Origin of the sequence: Pontitalea aquivivens (assembly GCF_046507575.1) — a bacterium.
Classification (GTDB): domain Bacteria; phylum Pseudomonadota; class Alphaproteobacteria; order Rhodobacterales; family Rhodobacteraceae; genus Pontitalea; species Pontitalea aquivivens.
Map to the genome: position 1 here is coordinate 1 of NZ_JBKFEY010000007.1, position 21,817 is coordinate 21,817.

Below are 21,817 nucleotides of genomic sequence, written 5' to 3' on the forward strand. Positions count from 1 at the left end.
CCCCCCCCCCCCCCCCCCCCCCCCCCCCCCCCCCGGCTGGGCCTGTGGCAAGACTGGGGGGCCAGCCCCCCAGACCCCCCGGGATATTTGGACAAAGCCGAAGGGGAAAGCGGTCGCGAAATTCCGTTACGCGATCCTGCCGGGCGTTCCCGGGCGTGGTGCGGGGGGCGATCAGCGCAGGCCGATTTCGGACAGGGCGGTCATCAGGGCGCGGGGCAGGGGTTCTTCGCGGTCGCGGCCCCGGGGCAGGTCGCGCGGGGCGTCGGCGGCATTCAGGTAGCGCCAGCCCTGGAAGGGGCGGCGGGGCTGGGCCTCGGTGCGGATCACCTCGGGGTTCAGCTGGATGCCGCAGCGGATCACGCCATCGGCGCCGGTGCGTTCGCGCAGGCCCACGATACGCTGGCGGGCCAGCACCACGCCCTTGAATACCCAGTAGAGCGAGCCTCCGGCCAGGATTTCCTCGGCCCGTTTCGGCCACATCCGGGTGACGTGTTCGGCCACGCCGCCGCCGAAATGCGCGGTCTGCCAATCGGTCAGATCCTCGACCCGTTCGGCGCCGACGCAAAGCTTGATCATGTGCAATGGACCGGCCATCTCGTTCTTCCTCAGACTTCACCCGCTATATAATGCGGTCTGGCGTCGGGGCAATCGTTGACCAGCCCCGGCGTGGGGCGTATCTTGTCGCTTCTTCCCGAAGCAGCGCAAGACCGCAAGGAGCCCGCATGACCCGCTTTGCCGCCCCGATCGCCGAACAGATCTGGGATATGAAATATCGCCTGAAAGAGGCTGACGGCAGCCCGATCGACGCGAGCGTGGAGGATACCTGGCGGCGTATCGCGCGCGCGCTGGCCGCCGTTGAGGCCGATCCCGCGCAATGGGAAGACCGCTTTTACACCGCGCTGGAGGATTTCAGATATCTGCCCGCGGGCCGGATCACCGCGGGGGCCGGCACGGGGCGGTCGGTCACGCTGTTCAATTGCTTCGTCATGGGCACGATTCCTGATTCGATGGCCGGCATCTTCGACATGCTGAAGGAAGCCGCGCTGACGATGCAGCAGGGCGGTGGGATCGGCTATGACTTCTCGACGATCCGCCCGCGCGGCGCCGAGGTGAAGGGCGTGGCGGCGGATGCCTCGGGGCCGCTGTCGTTCATGGATGTCTGGGATGCGATGTGCCGCACGATCATGTCGGCGGGCTCGCGGCGTGGCGCGATGATGGCGACGATGCGTTGCGACCACCCCGATATCGAGCAGTTCATCACCGCCAAGCAGGATGCCGCCCGGTTGCGGATGTTCAACCTGTCGGTGCTGGTGACAGATGCCTTCATGGAGGCGGTGAAGGCCGACGGGCCGTGGGATCTGGCCTTTGGCGGCAAGATCTATCACACCGTGCAGGCGCGCGATCTGTGGAACAGGATCATGCGCGCGACCTATGATTTCGCCGAACCGGGCGTGATCTTCATCGATCGCATCAACCAGATGAACAATCTGAACTATTGCGAGACGATCGCGGCCACCAACCCCTGCGGCGAACAGCCGCTGCCGCCCTATGGCGCCTGTCTGCTGGGGTCGGTCAACCTGGCGCGTCTGGTGACGGATCCGTTCACGGACAAGGCCGAACTGAACCCTGCCGCGCTGGACGATCTGGTCCGCCTTGCGGTGCGGATGATGGACAATGTGGTCGATGCCAGCCGCTTCCCGCTGCCCCAGCAGGCCGAAGAGGCGCGCAACAAGCGCCGCATCGGGCTGGGCGTCACGGGGCTGGCGGATGCGCTTTTGATGCTGGGTCTGCGCTATGGCAGCCCTGATGCCGCGGCCCGGACCGAAATCTGGATGAAGCAGATCGCGCGGGCGTCTTACCTTGCCTCGGTCGATCTGGCGCGCGAAAAGGGCGCCTTCCCGCTGTTCGATGCAGACCGCTATCTGGCCTCGGGCAACATGATGCAGATGGATGAGGACGTGCGCGACGCGATCCGCACCCACGGCATCCGCAACGCGCTGCTGACCTCGATCGCGCCCACGGGCACGATCAGCCTTTATGCGGGCAATGTGTCGTCAGGGATCGAGCCGGTCTTCGCCTATGCCTACAAGCGCAAGGTGTTGCAAAAGGACGGATCGCGCACCGAGGAAGAGGTGGTCGATTACGCCGTGCAGATGTGGCGCGACCTGAAGGGCGATGCGCCGCTGCCCGACTATTTCGTCAACGCCCAGACGCTGGCGCCGCTGGATCATGTGCGGATGCAGGCGGCGGCGCAGAAATGGATCGATTCCAGCATATCCAAGACGATCAACTGCCCCGAGGACATTTCCTTCGACGATTTCAAGGATGTCTACATGGCCGCCTGGGATCAGGGCTGCAAGGGTTGCACCACCTATCGTCCGAATGACGTGACCGGGTCCGTCCTGTCGGTATCCGAGACCGGGGAAAAGGCGCCCGAGGCCGACAAGGGCGCCGAGGTGGTCTATCTGACCGAGCCGCTGGACCGCCCCGCGGCGCTGGAAGGGTCGACCTACAAGCTGAAATGGCCGGGGTCGGAACATGCGATCTACATCACCGTCAACGACATCATCCAGGCCGGCCACCGCCGCCCGTTCGAGGTGTTCATCAATTCCAAGAACATGGAACATTTCGCCTGGACGGTGGCGCTGACGCGGATGATCTCGGCGGTGTTCCGGCGCGGGGGCGATGTGTCCTTCGTGGTCGAGGAACTGAAGGCCGTGTTCGACCCGCGCGGCGGCGCCTGGATGGAGGGGCGCTATATCCCCTCGATCCTGGCGGCGATCGGTGGCGTGATCGAACGTCACCTGATCTCGATCGGGTTCATCGAGGGCGAGGGCATGGGCCTGAAGGCCGACCCGCATGCCGAACGCATGGCGGTGGGCGACACGCCGCGCGCGCCGGCCTGCCCCAGCTGCGGCGCCTATGCGATGCGGATGATCGAGGGCTGCATGACCTGCGCCGAATGCGGACACAGCAAGTGCGGCTGAGGAGCCGGGGAAGGGGCCTGTGCGTCACCGCATGAAATGGCCCTGTTCCCGGGGGTGTCCATTCTGATCGCATGAGGTGACCACCGGGGCTGATGGCTCCGGTGGTTTTCTGTGTGGTCAATGTGTCGGGTGGAATTTCGGAAACCTTGTTTGAACCGCTTTGTGGCGGCCGGTTGCCCCGGGGTGTGGCTGCTGGCATCAAGGGACGCAGAGGCCTGCCCCCGGCTCAGATCGCCCCGGCTCAGATCGCCATGACGACTTCCAGCGCCAGTCCAGTCTGTGTGTCCAGGATGCGCGCGCTGCCGCCATGTGCCTCGGCCACGCCGCGCACGATGGCAAGGCCCAGACCGCTGCCGGCGGGGGCGCGGTCGTCGACGCGGAAGAAGCGGTCAAAGGCCCGTTCGCGCAATGCCGCCGGAATGCCGGGGCCGGTGTCGCGCACGACCAGGCGGACCTGATCGGGGGTGAAATCCAGCGTCACGGAAATCTCGGGCCCGGGGGATGCGTCCGGGCGCGTGCCATAGGTCGCGGCATTGTCCAGAAGGTTCTGCAGCATCTCCTCGATCATCACCGGGTCGGCCTGCACGGGGCGTGGCTGGCCGGCGATGTCCAGCCCGACCGCGACGCCACGCGGCATCTGCGCCTCGGCGAAGGTGCGGACCCGGCCGGTCACCAGCGCCACAAGATCGGTCTGGGCCTGCAACTGCCTGATCGCGCGCCCGCGCACCTTTTCCATCGACAAAAGCTGATTGGTCAGCCGCCCCGTCGCGCGCGCGGTCGCCGCCAGCGCCGCGACCCGGGCGCGCAATTCGGTCTCATCGGGGGCGGTCATCGCGGCTTCGGCCTGCGACTGGATCGCGGCGACCGGGTTGCGCAGCTGATGGGCGGCATCCGAGATGAAGGCATCGCGCACCTGCAGCGCCGCCGACAGCCGCCCGATCAGCCCGTTGATCGCGCCCGACAGGCTTTGCAGTTCCGGCGGCACCCAGCGCCGGATCGGGCGCAGCTCATCGGGGGTGCGCTGTTGCACCGCCTCGCATAGCGATGACAGCGGCCGCAGCCCCAGGTTGATGCTGAACCAGACCAGAACCGCCGCGGTCATGACCACCGCGCCCATGCGCAGGATCGATTGTTGCAGCAGATCGCGGCTGAGCGCGCGGCGCTGCAGCGTGGTCTGCCAGACCTCGACCGTGACCCAGCCGTCCAGTCCCGGTTCGCTGAAGAATTCCCGCAGCGCCACCACACGCACGGGCATGCCCTGGTAGGTGCCGTTGTAGAACCGCGGGATGCCGCCGGGCACCTCGATGTGCCGGGTGGCGCGCGGCGCGCTGGAATAGCCGGTGACAAAGGCGCCATCCGGGCCGGTAATGCGGTAATAGACCGCATCGCCCAGCGAATTGGTCAGCGCCTCCAGCAGATCCTCGGTCAGGATGTCGCCCTCGCTCAGGACGACATCGCGCGAAATCGTCAGCGCGACCGCCAGAAGCGTGTTGTCATACAGCCGTTGTGACAGGTGTTCGGCGCTGATCTGGCGGCCCACGACGGTCAGACCCGCCACCAGGACCAGCGGCACCACGATCAGCGCGAACAGCCGCGTGCGCAGCGACAGCCGGTTCATGCGCTGTCATCATGCAGCATGTAGCCCAGCCCCCGCGCGGTGCGGATGGCGGCGCCGCTGCCGTCCAGCTTGCGGCGCAGGCGCGAAATCAACAGTTCGACCGCGTTGGTATCGACCTCGGCGCCGGTGCCATACAGGCTGTCGGCCAGGCGGTCCTTGTCGATGATCCGGCCCTTGGCCTCCAGCAGGCATTCGAACAGCGCCCGTTCGCGCCGGGGCAGGTCGATGGGCCCGTCGGGGCCGGTCAGGGTGCGGGCCGCGCGGTCATAGACCAGCCGGCCCACTGTCTCGGCGGGCTGCGACAGGCCCGGCCTGCGGCGCGACAGGGCGCGGATGCGGGCCAGCAGTTCGGCCGTTTCGAAGGGCTTGACCAGATAGTCGTCGGCCCCCGCATCCAGCCCCTTCACGCGATCCGATGTCTTGCCCTGCGCGGTCAGAATCAGGATCGGCAGACTGTCGCCGCGCGCGCGGATTTCGCGCACCAGATCCAGGCCGTTCATCCCCGGCAGGTTGATATCGATGATCGCCACATCCGCCCCGGCCGATTTCAGGAACTGTGCGCCGGCCAGCCCATCGGCCAGCCAATCCACGGCATAGCCTTGATCGCGCAAGGTATTTTCTATGCCCCGGGCGAGGCTTTCGTGATCCTCGATCAGGGCCACACGCATCTTTCGGACTCCGACAGCTTTCTGACAGGAATGTGAATTAATCACGGCCATCAAGCCGCGCGATCGAAGAAAATTCAAGTGCGGTCGAATTGGGGGGGCGTGGCTGCGGTGTCCGGCAGGGCCGGTCCGGCAGGGCGCCCCCTGGTTTAACGGTCTGGGAGGACATATGACCAATATCTTCACACTGACGCGCCGCGGCGCGCTTTCTCTGGCGCTTGGGGCGGCGGCTGCCCTTGGCATGACCGCCCCGGCGCAGGCCGAGGTGAGCTTTGAGGGCAAGACGATCGAATGGATCATCCCCTTCTCGGCGGGCGGCGGCTCGGACACCTGGGCGCGGTTCAATGCGCCCCTGCTGCAGAAATACCTGCCCGGCGCGCCGGTTGTCGTGGTGGTGAACGAACCGGGTGGCGGCTCGACCAAGGGCACCAATCTGTTCGCCGCGCGCGCCAAGCCCGATGGGCTGACGATTCTGGGCACCTCGGGGTCGACGCAGTTCCCCTATCTGCTGGGCGATCCGCGCGTGCGCTATGAATACAAGGACTGGAAGATCGCGATGGCCGGCCCCACCGGCGGCGTCGTCTATACCACGCCGAAACTGGGCCTGGAACAGCCCGGGGACATCGCCAGGCTGGCCGGTCAGAAGCTGGTCTATGCCAGCCAGGGCGCGACCTCGCTGGATCTGGTGCCGCTGCTGGGCCTGCGCCTGCTGGGGCTGGATGTGCAGCACGTCTTTGGCTTCAAGGGCCGGGGCGATGGCCGCCTTGCCTTTGAACGCGGCGAGACCAACATCGATTATCAGACCTCTTCGGCATATCTGAAGAACGTCGTGCCGCTGGTCGAGGCCGGCCAGGCGGTTCCGCTGTTCTCCTGGGGGACGCTGAACGAGGCGGGCGATCTGGTCCGCGACCCGACCTTCCCCGATCTGCCGCATTTCGGCGAAGCCTATCAGATGATGACCGGCAAGGCCCCCGAGGGCCCCGATTATGACGCCTATTTCGCCTTCTTCACCGCAGGTTTCCCGGCGCAGAAGATGGTGTTCCTGCCCAAGGACACCCCGGATGAGATCGTGGCCGCCTATCAGGCCGCCTTCGAGGCGATGAAGGCCGATCCCGACTATGTCGCCAATGCCGAAGCGGTGCTGGGCACTTATGGCCAGGTCACCGGCGCGCTGGCCGATGCGCTGTTCGAAAAGGGCACCAGCATTTCCGCCGAAAACCGCCAGCGTGTGGTTGAGCTGCTGGCCGCCGAATATGGCGTGAAGCTGGGCGAGGACTGATCGCACCCGGTTCGGGGGGGCGGCTTGCGGGCCGCCCCTTCGCATTTCCATCTACCCAACCCCGGAGGACCCCGTGGCCGAGACCCTGTTGGCGGCGCTCTCTGCGCTTTTAAGCTTTGATCACCTGCTTTACATGCTGCTTGGCGTTTCCGTCGGGCTGGTCATCGGGGTGATCCCGGGGCTGGGCGGCATTGCCGGCCTGTCGCTGCTGATCCCGTTCCTGTATGGCATGGATGAGATTTCGGCGCTGGCGATGTTGATCGGTCTGGTCGCGGTGATCCCCACCTCGGACACGTTTTCATCCGTTCTGATGGGGATTCCGGGGTCTTCGGCCAGCCAGGCCACGGTGCAGGACGGCTTTCCGCTGGCCCGGCAGGGGCAGGCGGCGCGGGCGCTGTCGGCGGCGTTCATTTCCTCGATGTTCGGCGGCATCTTTGGCGCGATCGTGCTGACGGGCTTTGTGCTGGTGGCGCGTCCGCTGATCCTGATGTTCGGTTCGGCCGAATTGTTCATGCTGGCGCTGTTCGGGCTGTCGATGGTGGCGGTTCTGGCCGGGCGCAGCCTGCCCAAGGGGCTTGCGGCCTGTGCGGTGGGGCTGCTGATCGGTTCGGTCGGGGGGGCGCCTGCGACGGGCGAATTCCGCATGATCCTGGGCTTTGACTATCTGTATGACGGCATCCCGCTGGTGATCATCGGTCTGGGGCTGTTCGCGATACCGGAAATTTCCGATCTGCTGCGGCGCAACGCGGCGATTTCGTCCAGCCCGCCGCTGGGGTCGGGCTGGCTGATGGGCTTCCGCGACTGGTGGGCCAATATCTGGCTGTCGATGCGCTGTTCGGGGATCGGCTGCATGATCGGTGCGATTCCGGGCCTGGGCGGGTCTGTGGTGGACTGGATCGCCTATGGCCATGCGGTGCAGACCTGCAAGAACCCCGAAACCTTTGGCAAGGGTGATATCCGCGGCGTGGTGGCGCCCGAAAGCGCCAATAACGCGATGCAGGGCGGCGCACTTTTGCCCACCATGCTGTTCGGTATTCCCGGGTCGGGGGCGATGGCGGTGTTCCTGGGCGGCATGGTGCTGTTGGGGATCGAACCGGGGCCTGCGATGGTGGGCGCCGATCTGAACATCACCTATTCGGTGATCTGGTCGCTGGCGGTGGCCAATATCATGGGGGCGGGCATCTGCCTGCTGCTGGCGCTGCCGATTTCGCGGCTGACGCAGATCCCGTTCCAGTTGCTGGCGCCGTTCATGATCGCGCTGATCGCCTTTGCCGCTTTTCAGGCGACGCGCGATCTGGCCGATCTGGTGGCGCTATTGTCGTTGGGGGTGCTGGGGGTGTTCATGAAACGCTTTGGCTGGCCACGCCCGGCGCTGCTGATCGGTTATGTGCTGGCCCCGCAGGCCGAGACCTTCTTCTACCAGGCGCTGCAATTTTATGACTGGGGCTTTGTCACGCGCCCGGGCGTCATCATCATCGGCCTGCTGACGGTGGCCTCGGTGGTGTTCGGCCTGCGCCGGCGGGTGGATGACACCGGCCATGTCATCCCGGCCGATGCCGACCTGCCCGAGGGCGATGGCGGCGTGAAAGCGCGCCTGCCGCAGCTGGCCTTCGCGCTGGCCATTGCCGGGGCGTTCGTCTTTGCACTGTCCGATGCGCTGGGTCACAGCTTTCTGGGCGCGGTCTTTCCCGGCGCGGTGGCGGTGATCGGGCTGGTGATGGCGGCGATCCTGGTGCCGGAACTGTGGCGCGGGCATCGCGGCCATGTCTCGCATTACGATGCCGAGCTGACGGGCGATCATGTCGGCCAGCCCGGCATCGGCAGCCTGTGGGGCGGGCTGGCCTGGATCGGCGGGCTGGTCGCGGGCACGGCGCTGGCGGGCTTTTTCCTTGCAATGATCGGTTTTTTCGCGGTCTTCCTGCGGGTGCGGGCGGGCGCGGGCTGGCTGCGCACGGGGGTGCTGACGGCCTGTGCGGCGGGGTTCGTTCTGGTGCTGGCCAATGCGCTGGCCTTGAATTTCCCCGCGGGTCTGTTACAGGATCTGGTCGACCTGCCCTGGCCTTTGCGGTGATGCGATGATACGGATTCTTGTCCTGCCTGGCGATGGCATCGGTCCCGAAATCACCGCCGCCACCGAAACCGTCCTGCGCGCCGTGGCCGACCGCTTTGGCCTGGCGCTGCGGCTGGACCGGGCCGAGATCGGCTTTGCCGCGCTGGCGGCCAGTGGCACCACCATCCCCGAGACGGTGATCGCGGCGGCCCGTGCGGCCGATGGCGTGATCCTGGGGCCGGTGTCGCACAATGCCTACCCGCCGGTGGCGGAAGGCGGGCGCAACCCTTCGGGGGTGCTGCGCCGGGACCTGGAACTTTACGCCAATATCCGTCCGGCCCGGTCGCGCCCCGGCGTGCCGCGCCCGATCCGCCCCGAGGTCGATCTGATCGTGGTGCGCGAAAACCTTGAAGGGTTCTACGCCGATCGCAACATGCATCAGGGCGGGGGCGAATTCATGCCCGAACCGGGCGTGGCGCTGGCGCTGCGCAAGGTGACGGCGCGGGCCTCGCGCCGGATTGCCGAGGCGGCCTTTGCGCTGGCGGCGGGCCGGGCGCGGCCGCGCGTGGCCGCCGTGCACAAGGCCAATGTGATGCGCATCTCGGACGGGCTGTTCCTGGATGAGGTGCGCGCCGTTGCTGCCCGCCATCCGCAGATCGCCTATGAAGAGGTGCTGGTCGATGCCGCCGCCGCGCTGCTGGTGCGCGACCCCGCGCGCTTTGACGTGATCGTCACCACCAACATGTTCGGGGACATCCTGTCGGATCTGGCCTCTGAACTGTCGGGGGGGCTGGGGCTGGCCGCCTCGCTGAACCTGGGCCCGGATTATGCGGTGGCGCAGGCACAGCACGGGTCGGCCCCCGACATCGCGGGCCGCGATCTGGCCAATCCGACCTCGCTGATCGGGTCGGCGGCGATGCTGTTGCGCCATCTGGACCAGGCCGCCGCCGCCGATGCGATTGACGCGGCGCTGGATCAGGCGCTGGCGCGGGCCGAAACCCGCACCCGCGATCTGGGCGGCGCGCTGGGAACGCGCGCCTTTGCCGACCACCTTGCCACCCGTTTGAAAGAGGGCCCATGATGACCCAGACCGCCATTCCCTTTCATTTTCTGCGCGGGGGCACCTCGCGCGGGCCGTATTTCAACCGCGCCGACCTGCCGCAGGATCTGGACACGCTGGCGCAGGTGCTGATCGCCGTCACCGGATCGGGCCATCCGCTGAATATCGACGGGCTGGGCGGCGGCGCGGCGGTGACGACCAAGGTCGCCATGCTGTCACGATCCGGCCGGGCGGATGCGGATGTCGATTATTTCTTCGCCCAGGTCTCGGTCGAGGATCGGCTGGTCGATTTCAAGCCAACCTGCGGCAATATCCTGTCGGGCGTGGGCCCCGCCGCGATCGAGATGGGGCTGGTCGCGCCCACGGGCGACACCACGCGCATCCGCATTCATTCGGTCAATACCGGCGCGCTGGTCGAGGCGGTGGTGCAGACGCCCGGCGGGCAGATCCGCTATGACGGCCCCGCCGCGATCGACGGGGTGCCGGGCACGGCGGCGCCGATCTATCTGAACTTCATGGATGTGGTCGGATCGGCCACCGGCAAGCTGTTGCCGACCGGAAACCTGCGCGACCGGATCGACGGGATCGAGGTCACCTGCATGGATGTCGCCATGCCGATGGTCATCGCCCGCGCGGCGGATTTCGGGCTGACGGGGCATGAAACCGTGGCCGAGCTGGATGCCAACCGCGATTTCTTTGCCCGGATGGAGACGATCCGCCTGCAGGCAGGTGTGCTGATGGGGATGGGCGATGTGTCGAAATCGGTCACGCCGAAATTCGGCCTGCTGGCACCGGCGCGGGCGGGGGGCACCATTGCCACGCGCTATTTCATGCCGTGGAACTGCCACCCGACGCTGGCGGTGACGGGCTCGCAGTGCCTGGCGTCCTGTGTGCTGACGCCGGGCACCGTGGCCGAAGGGCTGTTCACCACGCCCGAAGGCACGCCCGCGCTGGTGCTGCTGGAACATCCCGCAGGCGTGATGGATGTGACGGTCGATTACGACAACGGACCGGATGGCTTTCAGCTACGCTCGGCCGGGGTGCTGCGCACGGCGCGGCTTTTGGCGCGGGGTGAGGTCTTTGTGCCCGGCGCGGTCTGGGCCGGGCATTAACGAGACGGGGCCGGGGAAGGGCCGGACCGTGATCGGCGGGTTGACGCCGGGGCGCGGCCTTCTTAAGGCGGGGCAAAGGTTGCCTCGCCCGCCGCTCGGGCCTAGATTGCGCAGGCCGCCAAAGCCGGAACGACGGGATGCGCATGAACGCCAGGACACCCGCCCTGTGGGCCTATCTCGGCTTCAGCGCCGTTGCGGGCCCGCTTTATCGGCTGGCGCAGCGCCGCCGGCTGCGTCAGGGCAAGGAAAGCCCCGGTCGCGCCGCCGAACGGCAGGGGATCAGCACCATCCCGCGCGCGCCGGGGCCGCTGATCTGGTTTCACGCCGCCAGCGTTGGCGAGACGCTGTCGATCCTGGGCCTGATCGACCGGCTTCTGGCCGACCGTCCAAACGCCCGCGTGCTGGTGACCAGCACCACGCTGACCTCGGCGCAGTTGCTGGCCACGCGGCTGCCGGACCGCGCGATCCATCAGTTTTCCCCCTTTGACACGCCCGCCGCGGTGCGCCGGTTTCTGGATCACTGGCGCCCCGATCTGGCGATCTGGATCGAAAGCGAACTTTGGCCGCGGCTGTTGCGGGAAACCGACCGGCGCGGGGTGCCGATGCTGTTGCTGAACGCGCGGGTGTCGGACCGGACGGCGGCGCGCTGGCGGCGCTGGCCGCGCACGGCGCGCGCGCTGCTGGCGCCCTTCCGCGCCATTCTGGTGCAGGAAGCGGGCACCGAGGCGCTGATGCGCGCGCTGGGGGTTGAGGCCGCGCGGATGCAGGTCAGCGGTTCGCTGAAAGAGGAACTGCCGCCCCCCGCCGCCGATCCCGCCGATCTGGACCGGATGCGCGCGGCGCTGGCGGGGCGGGGCTGCTGGCTGGCCGCATCCACCCATGAGGGCGAGGAAGAGCCGCTGCTGCGCGCCCATGATCTGGCCTTTGGCACCGGGCGCGGGGCGCCCGTGCTGATCATCGCCCCGCGCCATCCCGAACGGGGCCCCGCGCTGGCCGCGCGGCTGGCCGAAGCGGGCAGGGCGGTCGCGCTGCGATCCGCGGGGCAGCTGCCGGACGCGCGGACCGCGATCTACATCGCCGATACGATCGGTGAAATGGGGCTGTGGTATCGGCTGTGCAATATCTGTTTTCTGGGCGGGTCGCTGGCGCGGGTCGGCGGGCACAACCCCTATGAACCGATCCTGCTGGATTGCGCGGTCATCCACGGGCCGCATGTGTTCAATTTCGCGGGGATCTACGCCAAGCTGGCGGCGGCGGGGGCGGCCCGGTCCGCCGCCACGCCCGAAGAAATTGCGGGCCATCTGCGCGCCTTGCAGGACGGCGCGGCCCATGCCGCCCTGACCGGGGCCGCCCGCGCCGTGCTGCGCGCCCAGTCCGGCGCCACGGATGCCGCCGTGGCGCTGATCGACCGCTATCTGCCCCCCGGTGGCCCGGACCAGACCGAAAGGTGACCTGATGAACCCTGCGCGCGACCTTGACGTTATCGTCCCGAATTTCAAGCGCCGTCTGTCGGGCGTGACCGCCACCGTGGTGCGGCTGGTGCCGATCCAGGCCGGCATGATCCGCATCGCCGCCGTCGCCCCCAGCCTGCCGCCCGAGGTGCCGCAGATCCCGGTCCGGTCGCTTCTGACCATGCCGCGGCGCGGCCCGTCGGGCTGGCGCGTCTGGCATGCGCGGCGCAATGTCGAGATGATCGCCGGGCTGGTCCTGCGCCATGTCCTGCGCAAGCGGCTGCGGCTTTTGTTCACCTCGGCCTCGCAGCGCCATCACACCGCGCTGACGCGCTGGCTGATCGGGCGGATGGATGCCGTGGTCTCGACCTCGGAAAAGACCGCGGCCTATCTGGAACGGCCCTCGCAGGTGATCTATCACGGCATCGACAACGACAGCTTCAGCCCGGCCCCCGATCGCGCCGCCCTGCGCGACCGGCTGGGCCTGCCGCGCGACGGGATCATCCTGGGCTGCTTTGGCCGCATCCGGGCGCAGAAAGGCACCGATCTGTTCGTCGAGTCGGCGATCGATCTGTGCGCGCGCTTTGATACGGTCCATGCGGTCGTGCTGGGCCGGGCCACGGAAAAGGATCAGGCCTTTCTGGCGGGGCTCAGGGCGCGCGTGCGCGCGGCGGGATTGCAGGACCGGATCGTCTTTCCCGGCGAGGTGCCCGTCTGGGACATGCCCGACTGGTACCGCGCGCTGGACATCTACGTCGCCCCGCAACGCTGGGAAGGCTTCGGCCTGACCCCGCTGGAGGCAATGGCCTGCGGCGTGCCGGTGGTGGCCACCGATGTCGGCGCCTTCCGCGAACTGATCGAGGAAGGGGAAACCGGCCATGTCGTGCCCCCCGGCTCGGCCCCGGCGATCACCGCCGCCGTGGCCGGGCTGGTCGCGGATCCCGCGCGCCGATCCGCCCTTGCCCGCGCGGCCCGGCAGCACACGCTGACGCATTTCGACATCCGGGCAGAGGCGCAGGCGCTGGTCGATATCTATCGCAGGCTGATCGGTCCGGCGACCGCACCCTGACCGCCACATACGGATCCCGCCCCTGCCGGGGTTTGACCTTGCGCCCGCGCGCGGCTAGAAGCCCGCCAGACCAGCGGCCCGAACCTGCGGCGGCGCCCCCCGCGCCCGGGGGCCGGGCCGGAAAAGGGGCACATCAGGCGGGGCGCATCAGGCAGCAGGGCGGTCCCGGGGGCAAGGACGATGGCAACACCAGTGAAAGACGCATTGGCCCGAAAGGCCGCGATCCGGCAGGCGGCGCGGCTGTCCGTGGCGCCGATGATGGACTGGACCGACCGCAACTGCCGCCTGTTTCACCGCCAGATCAGCCGCCATGCGCTGCTTTACACCGAAATGGTCACGGCGCCTGCGATCATGCATGGCAAGCGCGCCCGGCTGCTGGATTACAGCCCCGCCGAACATCCCGTGGCGCTGCAGCTGGGTGGCTCGGACCCGGCTGAACTGGCGGCCGCCGCGGCGATCGCGGCCGACTGGAACTATGATGAGATCAACCTCAACTGCGGCTGCCCGTCGGATCGGGTGCAATCGGGCTGTTTCGGCGCGGTGCTGATGAAGACGCCGGATCTGGTGGCTGAATGCGTCGCCGCCATGATCGCCAGCAGCCCCGTCGAGGTGACCGTGAAATGCCGCATCGGCGTGGATGACGATGACCCGGCGACGGTGCTGCCGCGCTTTCTCGATACCGTCGCGGCCGCGGGCGTCAGCCGCTTCATCATCCATGCCCGCAAGGCCTGGCTGCAGGGGCTGTCGCCCAGGGAAAACCGCGAAATCCCGCCGCTGGATCATGACCTTGTGCTGCGGATGAAGGCGGAATTCCCCCAGCTTCACATCTCGCTCAACGGCGGGGTGGACAGCCTGGATGCGGCCGAGGCGCTGCTGGCGCAGGGGCTGGACGGGGTGATGATCGGGCGCGCCGCCTATCATGAACCGTTCCATATCCTGGGTCAGGCCGATGCGCGCCTGTTTGGCGACGACAGCCCCGCCGATCCCTTCGCGGTGGCACAGGCGATGCGGCCCCATATCGCGGCGCATCTGGTCGCGGGCGGGCGGCTGCATCAGATCACCCGCCACATGCTGGGGCTGTTTCACGGCATGCCGGGCGCGCGCGGCTGGCGCCGTGTCCTGTCCGAGGGCGCCACGCGCGACGGCGCGGATCTTGCGGTTTACGACAAGGCTCTGGCCCAGGTCCTGCCGGCAGGCTAAAGCTGCGCCAAAGACCCCGGAGGAATCCCATGCCCGATCTGGCCACGCTTGTCCCCCTTGTCCTGACGCTGATGGCGGTGGGCGCCTTCGCCGGCGTTCTGGCGGGCCTGTTGGGGGTGGGGGGCGGCATTGTCCTGGTGCCGGCCTTCTTTTACCTGTTCGAGGGCATGGGCCATGGCTCGGATCAGCTGATGCAGGTGTGCCTGGCGACCTCGCTGGCCACGATCATCGTGACCTCGGCGCGCTCGGTTCTGGCCCATCACCGCAAGGGCGCGGTGGATTGGACGATCCTGCGCGCCTGGGCGCCGGGCATCGCGATCGGCGCGCTGGTGGGGGTCATGATCGTCGCGCAGCTGCGCACGCCCACGCTGCAGGCGATCTTTGGCGTGCTGGTGTTCCTGATCGCGCTTTACATGGCCTTTGGCCGGGCCGACTGGCGGCTGGGAACGCAGATGCCCACGGGCGGGACCCGCGCCGCCATCGCGCCGGTCATCGGCTTTCTGTCGGTGCTGATGGGCATCGGCGGGGGGTCTTTCGGCGTGCCGCTGATGACGCTGCATGGCATTGCCATCCACCGCGCGGTGGCGACGGCGGCGGGTTTTGGCATCACCATCGCGTTGCCCGCGGCGATCGCCTTCCTGATCACCCCGGTTCCCCAGGCCCCGCCCTATACGCTGGGCGCGGTCAATGTCCCGGCCTTCCTGATCGTGATCGCCATGACCACGATCACCGCGCCCTGGGGGGCGGCGCTGGCGCATCGGCTGAACCCCAAGCCGCTGAAACGCATCTTCGCGGGCTTTCTGGCCATCGTCGCGCTGAACATGCTGCGCAAGGCGCTGTTCTGACCGCGGCCCCTGCGCCATCGCCCCTTCTTCTTGGCCAAAATACTCCGGGGGGTCCGGGGGCGCGCAGCCCCCGGCCTCAGCCGATGCCGCGCGCCTTGGCGGCGTTCCACAGCGCGTCCATTTCCGCCAGGTCGCTGTCGGCGGGCGCCTTGCCAATCGCCCGAAGTTCATCCTCGATATACTTGAATCGACGGGTGAATTTTCCATTCGCCGCGCGCAGGGCGGCCTCGGCATCCACGCCCAGGTGCCGGCCCAGGTTCACCATGACGAACAGAAGGTCGCCAAATTCCTCGGCCACCTGATCCGGGCCCAGCCGGTCGCGCGCCTCGACCAACTCGCCCGCTTCCTCGACGATCTTGGCCAGAACCTCATCGGTGGACGGCCAGTCGAACCCGACCCGTGCCGCCCTTTTTTGCAGCTTCAGCGCGCGGGTCAGGGCCGGCAGCCCCAGCGCCACGCCATCCAGCACGCCCGCGGCCCCGCGTTCGGCGGCCTTGATCCTTTCCCAATCCTCGGTCTGCTGGGCCGCGCTTTTGTCGCGGTTGTCGGTGCCAAAGACATGCGGATGGCGGGCCACCATCTTGGCGCAGATCGCCCGCGCCACCCCGGCCAGATCGAACCGGCCCGTCTCGGCGCCCATCTGGGCGTGATAGATCACCTGCAGCAGCAGATCGCCCAGCTCGCCCTCCAGCTCATCCCAGGCCTCGCGCGCGATGGCATCGGCCACCTCATGCGCCTCTTCGATCGTGTAGGGCGCAATCGAGGCGAAATCCTGCTCGATATCCCAGGGGCAGCCGGTCTGCGGGTCGCGCAGCGCCTGCATGATGCGGCCCAGTCGCGCGATCTGGTATCCGGCCCCGCCGGTTTCGTCAAAGATGATCGGGTCGATCGGTTTCGCCATTGCCCTTGCCCCCGCTTTCGGATGATCTGGGCTTAGCCCGACCCAACGACAAGAGTCCACAATGCCCGTGATCAACCGCATCGCCGCACTCGCCCCCGAGATGACCGCCTGGCGACGCCATCTGCACCAGCACCCGGAACTGGAATTCGATTGCCATGAAACGGCGGCTTTCGTCGCGGCGCGGCTGCGCGATTTCGGGGTGGACGAGATCCATCAGGGCATTGCGACCTCGGGCGTGGTGGCGCTGATCCGGGGGCGGGCGGATGGGCCGGTGATCGGCCTGCGCGCCGACATGGACGCGCTGCCGATCCAGGAACTGACGGGCGCCGATCACGCCTCGACCCGGCCTGGAAAGATGCATGCCTGCGGCCATGACGGGCATACGTCGATGCTGCTGGGCGCGGCGAAATATCTGTGTGAAACCCGTAACTTCGCGGGCACGGTTGCACTGATTTTTCAACCCGCCGAGGAAGAGGGCGGCGGCGGCGAGGTGATGGTGCGCGAAGGTGTCATGGACCGTTTCGCCATCGGCCAGGTCTATGGCATCCACAATGCGCCCAACGTGCCGCTGGGCCATTTCCATACCACGCCCGGGCCCCTGATGGCGGCGGTCGATACGGCCTGGGTCTATGTCACCGGCAAGGGCGGGCATGGCGCGACGCCGCATGACTGTATCGACCCGGTGGTGGCGATCGTCGGCATGGTGGGCGCGCTGCAGACCATTGTCAGCCGCAACCTGTTCGCGCTGGACGAACTGGTGATTTCCGTCACCCAGATCCACACGGGCACCGCCTCGAACATCATCCCCGAAGAGGGCTGGTTCTGCGCCACGATCCGGTCCTTCACCCCCGAGGTGCGCGATCTGGCCGAAAAGCGGTTCCATGACATCGTGCAGGGCCATGCCGCGGCCTATGGCGTCAGCGCCCGCATCGAATATGACCGCGGCTATCCGCCCACCGTGAACGACCCTGCCCGCGCGGCCTTTGCCGCAGCGGTGGCGCGCGAAATCTCGGGGTCCGATGCGGTGCAGGACAATGCGGGCCGCGAAATGGGCGCCGAGGATTTTTCCTACATGCTGCAGGCCCGCCCCGGTGCCTATCTGTTCCTGGGCACGGGGCCCGGCGCGGGGCTGCATCATCCGGCCTATGATTTCAACGACGAGGCCGCGCCGCTGGGCGCCTCATTCTTCGCCCGGCTGGTGGAACGGGCGCTGCCGGTGGGGTGAACGGGGCCTGCGTCTTGCGGCGGGTCCGCGCGGTTCCTATCTGCCACAGGCGGCCCCGCGCGCTGCCCCCGGATGCCTTGCCAAGGGGCAGGGGGGCGGATAGGGTGCCGCCGGATTGACGGGCCGGTCCCGGGCCGCAGACAGGGCCCGCAAGACCGTTCCTGACGACAGAAAACGACAGAGGAAAACCCATGTTCGCATCCCCCGCTTTTGCCCAGGCCGCCGGTGGCGCCGGTGGCGCCGCTGCCTTCGGCCAGTTCATCCCGCTGATCCTGATCTTCGTGATCATGTATTTCCTGCTGATCCGTCCGCAGCAAAAGAAGGTCAAGGAACACCGCGCCATGGTCGAGGCGCTGCGCCGGGGCGATCAGGTGGTGACGCAGGGCGGCATCATCGGCAAGGTGACCCATGTGCGCGAAGATGGCGAGCTGGAGGTGGAAATCGCCCAGGGCGTCAAGGTGCGTGTGGTGAAATCGACCATCGTCCAGGTTCTGAGCAAGACCGAACCTGCCGCCAACGCCGGCTGAGCTGACCCAGACGATCGGCCCCCGGGCCGGCCTGATGGGGCCGGGCGGGGCGCCGGTCGCAACGCATCCGACCAGAACCGACCGGGGGACCCGACCGCGCCATGTTGCAAATTCCGCTTTGGAAGCGCCTGCTGATCATAGCGATCTGCCTTCTGGGCGTGATCACCGCCGCGCCGAATCTGTTCTATTCGCGGGTTGAGGGGCATAACGACGCCATCGCCGCGGCCGAACGGGCAGGCTTTCTGACGCCGGAACAGGAAGCGGCGCGCGCGGCCTGGCCCGACTGGCTGCCCTCGGGGCTGGTGAACCTGGGGCTGGATCTGCGCGGGGGCGCGCATCTTCTGGCCGAGGTGCAGGTGGCCGATGTCTACAAGGCCCGGATGGACGGGCTCTGGCCCGAGATGCGCCGGGCGCTGGCCGATGACCGCGCCACGATCGGCGCGGTGCGCCGCGCGCCTTCAGCCCCTGATGAGCTGCGCATCCAGATCGGCGAGCCGTCGCAGATGGCACGCGCGCTGGAAATCGCCCGCGGCCTTGCCAGCCCGGTCGTCACCCTGACCGGGGTGGGCCAGACCGATATCGTGCTGCGCGCCGAAGGCGACCAGATCGTCGTCACCCTGTCCGAGGCCGAGCGCACCGCCAGCGATGACCGCACGATCCAGCAAAGCCTTGAGATCATCCGCCGCCGCGTCGATGAGGTGGGCACCCGCGAACCCACGATCCAGCGCCAGGGCAGCGACCGTATCCTGATCCAGGTGCCCGGCATCGGGTCCGCCGAGGAACTCAAGGCGCTGATCGGCACCACCGCCAAGCTGACCTTCCACCCGGTCATCGGATCGACCGGCGACGGATCGGCCAATCCGGGCGTGGGCAATGTGATCCTGGCCGATGCCGAACGCGAAGGCGCCTTCTACATCCTGGAAGACAGCCCCGTCGTCACCGGCGAGGATCTGGTCGATGCCCGCCCCGATGTGGACCAGAACGGCTTTCCGGCCGTGGCCTTCCGCTTCAACCCCACCGGGGCGCGGGCCTTTGGCGACTATACCGCCAACAACATCGGCCAGCTGTTCGCCATCGTGCTGGATGACAAGGTGATCTCGGCGCCGCGGATCAATTCGCACATTCCCGGCGGGTCGGGCATCATCACCGGCAATTTCACCGTGGAAGAGGCGACCAACTTGGCCGTGTTGCTGCGCGCGGGCGCGCTGCCGGCGGAAATGACCTTCCTGGAAGAACGCACCATCGGCCCCGAACTGGGGCAGGACAGCATCGATGCGGGGCGCATCGCGGCCCTGGTCGGGCTGATCGCGGTGGTGGTCTTCATCATCGCCAGCTACGGCCTGTTCGGGGCGATCGCGTCGGTGGCGCTGGGGCTGAACATCGCGCTGATCTTCGGCATCCTGTCGATGATCGGCGGCACGCTGACGCTGCCGGGCATCGCCGGGATCGTGCTGACCATCGGCATGGCGGTTGACGCCAATGTGCTGGTGTTCGAGCGTATCCGGGAAGAGCTGAAGACCGCGCGTGGCCCGGCCCGCGCCATCGAGCTTGGCTATGAAAAGGCCATGTCGGCGATCTTTGACGCCAACTTCACCACCTTCATGACCGCGGCGATCCTGTTCATGGTCGGATCCGGTCCGGTGCGGGGCTTTGCGGTGACGCTGGGCATCGGCATCGTCACGTCCGTGTTCACGGCGATCTTTGTGACGCGGCTGTTGCTGGTGGTCTGGTTCGACTGGCGCCGGCCCAGGACGATTACGGTATAGGGGGCAACGACCATGGCATTCCGTCTGAAACTTGTCCCCGAGACCACCAGTTGGGATTTCTTCCGCGCCCAGTGGCTGACCTTTGGCATCTCGGTCGTGGCGATGATCGCCTCGGTGATCGTGGTGCTGGCGATGGGGCTGAACTTCGGCATCGATTTCCGCGGCGGCACCACGATCCGCACCGAAAGCACGGCGGCGGTGGATGTGGGCGGCTATCGTCAGGCGATCGCGCCGCTGGACCTGGGCGATGTATCCATCACCGAGGTCTTTGACCCGACCTTCGGCCCCGATCAGAATGTGGCGATGATCCGCATCCAGGCGCAGGAGGGGGCGGAATCGGTCACGCCGCAGATGATCGCCGCGGTCGAGGCGGCGCTGCAGGGGGCGGACCCGTCGATCCGCTTCGCCTCGGTCGAATCGGTGGGGCCGAAGGTGTCGGGGGAACTGGTGCAGACCGCGATCCTGGCGGTGCTGGGGGCGATGGCGGCGATCCTGTTCTACATCTGGCTGCGCTTCGAATGGCAGTTCGGCATCGGCGCGGTGGCGGCGCTGGTGCATGATGTCATCGTGACCATGGGGGTCTTTGCGCTGTTCCAGATCCGGTTTGATCTGGCCACCATCGCGGCGCTGCTGACGATTTTGGGCTATTCGATCAACGACACCGTGGTGGTGTTCGACCGGCTGCGCGAAAATCTTATGAAATACAAGACGATGCCGCTGCGTGATGTGATGAACCTGTCGGTCAATGAAACGCTGTCGCGCACGGTGATGACCTCGGGCACCACGCTGATCGCGCTGATCGCGCTGCTGATCCTGGGCGGCGACGTGATCCGCGGCTTTGTCTTTGCGATCACTTTTGGCGTGATCATCGGCACCTGGTCGTCGGTCTTCATGGCCAAGAACATCGTGCTGTTCCTGGGGCTGAACCGCGATCCGAAGAAGAAGGACGACGGCGACGCGCGGTTCTTCACGGAAAAGACCGATGCCGCTGATTGAGACGAATTTCGGCGCGGCCCTGCCCATTGACGGCTATGGGCCGGGGTTCTTCCGGGTCGCGGGGCAGGTGCATCGCGGCGGCATGCTGATCCGGGCCGAAGCGGCCTGCGACTGGGCGGGCTATGACGATCTGGAACCTTTGCGCGCGCTGCAGGGTCTGGTTGACGTGGTCTTTGTCGGCACGGGCCCCGGGATCGCCCATCTGCCGCGCGATTTTGTGGCGGCGCTGGAAGGCATCGGGCTGATGGCGGAACCGATGTCCACGCCGTCGGCGGCGCGCACCTATAATGTGCTGTTGTCCGAAGGCCGGCGCGTGGCTGCGGCGCTTTATCCCATGCCGGGCGAAACCGCGCCGTGACCCTTTCCGCCGCGGCCTGCATCCGATAAGGCAAAGGCATGAATGCGCTTACCGTTACCGATCTTGCCGTCAGCCGTGGCGGCCTGCCTGTTCTGGAGGGGCTGAGCTTCCGGCTGGAGCCGGGGCGCGCGCTGGTGCTGCGCGGCCCCAACGGGATCGGCAAGACCACGTTGTTGCGCACGCTGGCGGGGCTGCAGCCGCCGCTGGCCGGGCAGGTGTCGGTGCCGCCCGAGGCGATCGCCTATGCCGCCCATGCCGATGGGCTGAAGGCCACGCTGAGCGTGACGGAAAACCTGCGGTTCTGGGCGGCGGTCTATGGCACGGGTGACATTGCCCCGGCGCTGGTGCGGATGAACCTGCGCGCCCTGGCCGATCGCGCGGCGATGAGCCTGTCGGCCGGGCAGAAGCGCCGTCTGGGCCTGGCGCGGCTGCTGGTCACGGGGCGTCCTGTCTGGGTGCTGGATGAGCCGACGGTGTCGCTGGATGTCGATTCGGTGGCGCTGTTCGCGGACGCGGTGCGCGCGCATCTGGCGGGCGGCGGATCGGCGCTGATGGCCACGCATATCGATCTGGGCATATCCGAGGCCGGGGTTCTGGACCTTGCCCCCTACAAGGCGCGCAGCCCCGAAGAGGGCGGGATCACCGGCGGCTTTGACGAGGCCTTCGCATGAGTGGCGGCGGGATGAGTGGCGGGGGCGGGACGCTCCG

General features: G+C 67.5%; 19 protein-coding genes. 15 read left to right on the forward strand and 4 right to left on the reverse strand.

Annotated elements, in window-relative coordinates:
• Positions 1–171: 171 nt before the first annotated feature.
• On the reverse strand, positions 172–594 hold the full coding sequence (locus ACK8OU_RS10170) for a DUF1489 family protein (RefSeq protein WP_410303279.1): 423 nt from the start codon (positions 592–594) through the stop codon (positions 172–174).
• 128 nt (positions 595–722) lie between these two features.
• Between ACK8OU_RS10170 and ACK8OU_RS10175 the strand changes: the two genes are divergently transcribed.
• Complete coding sequence (locus tag ACK8OU_RS10175) at positions 723–2,987, forward strand: adenosylcobalamin-dependent ribonucleoside-diphosphate reductase (protein ID WP_410303280.1); 2,265 nt, start codon at positions 723–725, stop codon at positions 2,985–2,987.
• A 241-nt stretch (positions 2,988–3,228) separates the two neighbouring features.
• Here the strand turns inward: ACK8OU_RS10175 and ACK8OU_RS10180 are convergent, their stop codons facing one another.
• Together ACK8OU_RS10180 and ACK8OU_RS10185 are read right to left on the reverse strand one after the other, a co-directional pair.
• A complete protein-coding gene (locus ACK8OU_RS10180; RefSeq protein WP_410303281.1) occupies positions 3,229–4,605 on the reverse strand; it encodes a sensor histidine kinase in 1,377 nt (458 codons plus the stop codon).
• Positions 4,602–5,273, reverse strand: coding sequence for a response regulator transcription factor (locus ACK8OU_RS10185; protein ID WP_410303282.1), 672 nt, complete (start codon positions 5,271–5,273; stop codon positions 4,602–4,604). Before ACK8OU_RS10185 ends, ACK8OU_RS10180 begins: the two co-directional genes overlap by 4 nt.
• A gap of 166 nt (positions 5,274–5,439) precedes the next feature.
• Here ACK8OU_RS10185 and ACK8OU_RS10190 point away from each other — a divergent pair, with 166 nt between their 5' ends.
• The 8 genes from ACK8OU_RS10190 to ACK8OU_RS10225 all read left to right on the forward strand — a co-directional run bounded on the left by ACK8OU_RS10190 (position 5,440) and on the right by ACK8OU_RS10225 (position 15,336).
• Positions 5,440–6,549, forward strand: a complete 1,110-nt coding sequence (locus ACK8OU_RS10190) for a Bug family tripartite tricarboxylate transporter substrate binding protein (protein ID WP_410303283.1) — start codon at positions 5,440–5,442, stop codon at positions 6,547–6,549.
• A 133-nt stretch (positions 6,550–6,682) separates the two neighbouring features.
• The gene (locus tag ACK8OU_RS10195; protein WP_410303409.1) at positions 6,683–8,620 is read left to right on the forward strand and encodes a tripartite tricarboxylate transporter permease; all 1,938 of its coding nucleotides are present in this window, start codon (positions 6,683–6,685) and stop codon (positions 8,618–8,620) included.
• 4 nt (positions 8,621–8,624) lie between these two features.
• Positions 8,625–9,680: an isocitrate/isopropylmalate dehydrogenase family protein gene (locus tag ACK8OU_RS10200; RefSeq protein WP_410303284.1), complete on the forward strand. Its 1,056-nt coding sequence runs from the start codon at positions 8,625–8,627 to the stop codon at positions 9,678–9,680.
• Positions 9,680–10,771, forward strand: a complete 1,092-nt coding sequence (locus tag ACK8OU_RS10205) for a 4-oxalomesaconate tautomerase (RefSeq protein WP_410303285.1) — start codon at positions 9,680–9,682, stop codon at positions 10,769–10,771. The genes ACK8OU_RS10200 and ACK8OU_RS10205 overlap by 1 nt, the downstream gene beginning before the upstream one ends.
• A gap of 143 nt (positions 10,772–10,914) precedes the next feature.
• A complete protein-coding gene (locus tag ACK8OU_RS10210) occupies positions 10,915–12,222 on the forward strand; it encodes a 3-deoxy-D-manno-octulosonic acid transferase (RefSeq protein ID WP_410303286.1) in 1,308 nt (435 codons plus the stop codon).
• Between the two features lie 4 nt (positions 12,223–12,226).
• Positions 12,227–13,291 (forward strand): glycosyltransferase family 4 protein, encoded by a 1,065-nt coding sequence (locus ACK8OU_RS10215; protein ID WP_410303287.1) that lies wholly within the window; start codon positions 12,227–12,229, stop codon positions 13,289–13,291.
• A gap of 180 nt (positions 13,292–13,471) precedes the next feature.
• Positions 13,472–14,491, forward strand: coding sequence for a tRNA dihydrouridine(20/20a) synthase DusA (gene dusA, locus ACK8OU_RS10220; protein ID WP_410303288.1), 1,020 nt, complete (start codon positions 13,472–13,474; stop codon positions 14,489–14,491).
• A 29-nt stretch (positions 14,492–14,520) separates the two neighbouring features.
• Positions 14,521–15,336, forward strand: a complete 816-nt coding sequence (locus ACK8OU_RS10225; RefSeq protein WP_410303289.1) for a sulfite exporter TauE/SafE family protein — start codon at positions 14,521–14,523, stop codon at positions 15,334–15,336.
• A 76-nt stretch (positions 15,337–15,412) separates the two neighbouring features.
• On the opposite strand, the gene mazG is transcribed toward ACK8OU_RS10225, so the two are convergent.
• Positions 15,413–16,237, reverse strand: a complete 825-nt coding sequence (mazG, locus tag ACK8OU_RS10230) for a nucleoside triphosphate pyrophosphohydrolase (protein ID WP_410303290.1) — start codon at positions 16,235–16,237, stop codon at positions 15,413–15,415.
• 61 nt (positions 16,238–16,298) lie between these two features.
• Between mazG and ACK8OU_RS10235 the strand changes: the two genes are divergently transcribed.
• From ACK8OU_RS10235 to ccmA, 6 genes are all read left to right on the forward strand, one after another.
• Positions 16,299–17,462 (forward strand): M20 aminoacylase family protein, encoded by a 1,164-nt coding sequence (locus ACK8OU_RS10235; RefSeq protein WP_410303292.1) that lies wholly within the window; start codon positions 16,299–16,301, stop codon positions 17,460–17,462.
• 191 nt (positions 17,463–17,653) lie between these two features.
• Complete coding sequence (gene yajC / locus ACK8OU_RS10240) at positions 17,654–17,989, forward strand: preprotein translocase subunit YajC (RefSeq protein ID WP_410303294.1); 336 nt, start codon at positions 17,654–17,656, stop codon at positions 17,987–17,989.
• A 101-nt stretch (positions 17,990–18,090) separates the two neighbouring features.
• The gene (gene secD, locus ACK8OU_RS10245; protein WP_410303295.1) at positions 18,091–19,755 is read left to right on the forward strand and encodes a protein translocase subunit SecD; all 1,665 of its coding nucleotides are present in this window, start codon (positions 18,091–18,093) and stop codon (positions 19,753–19,755) included.
• A gap of 12 nt (positions 19,756–19,767) precedes the next feature.
• Positions 19,768–20,751 carry a protein translocase subunit SecF gene (gene secF / locus ACK8OU_RS10250; RefSeq protein ID WP_410303297.1) on the forward strand — a complete coding sequence of 328 codons (984 nt, stop codon included), beginning with the start codon at positions 19,768–19,770 and terminating at the stop codon, positions 20,749–20,751.
• The gene (locus ACK8OU_RS10255) at positions 20,738–21,109 is read left to right on the forward strand and encodes an Mth938-like domain-containing protein (protein WP_410303299.1); all 372 of its coding nucleotides are present in this window, start codon (positions 20,738–20,740) and stop codon (positions 21,107–21,109) included. Before secF ends, ACK8OU_RS10255 begins: the two co-directional genes overlap by 14 nt.
• Positions 21,110–21,147: 38 nt before the next feature.
• Positions 21,148–21,780, forward strand: a complete 633-nt coding sequence (gene ccmA, locus ACK8OU_RS10260) for a heme ABC exporter ATP-binding protein CcmA (RefSeq protein ID WP_410303300.1) — start codon at positions 21,148–21,150, stop codon at positions 21,778–21,780.
• The last annotated feature ends 37 nt before the right edge of the window (positions 21,781–21,817 follow it).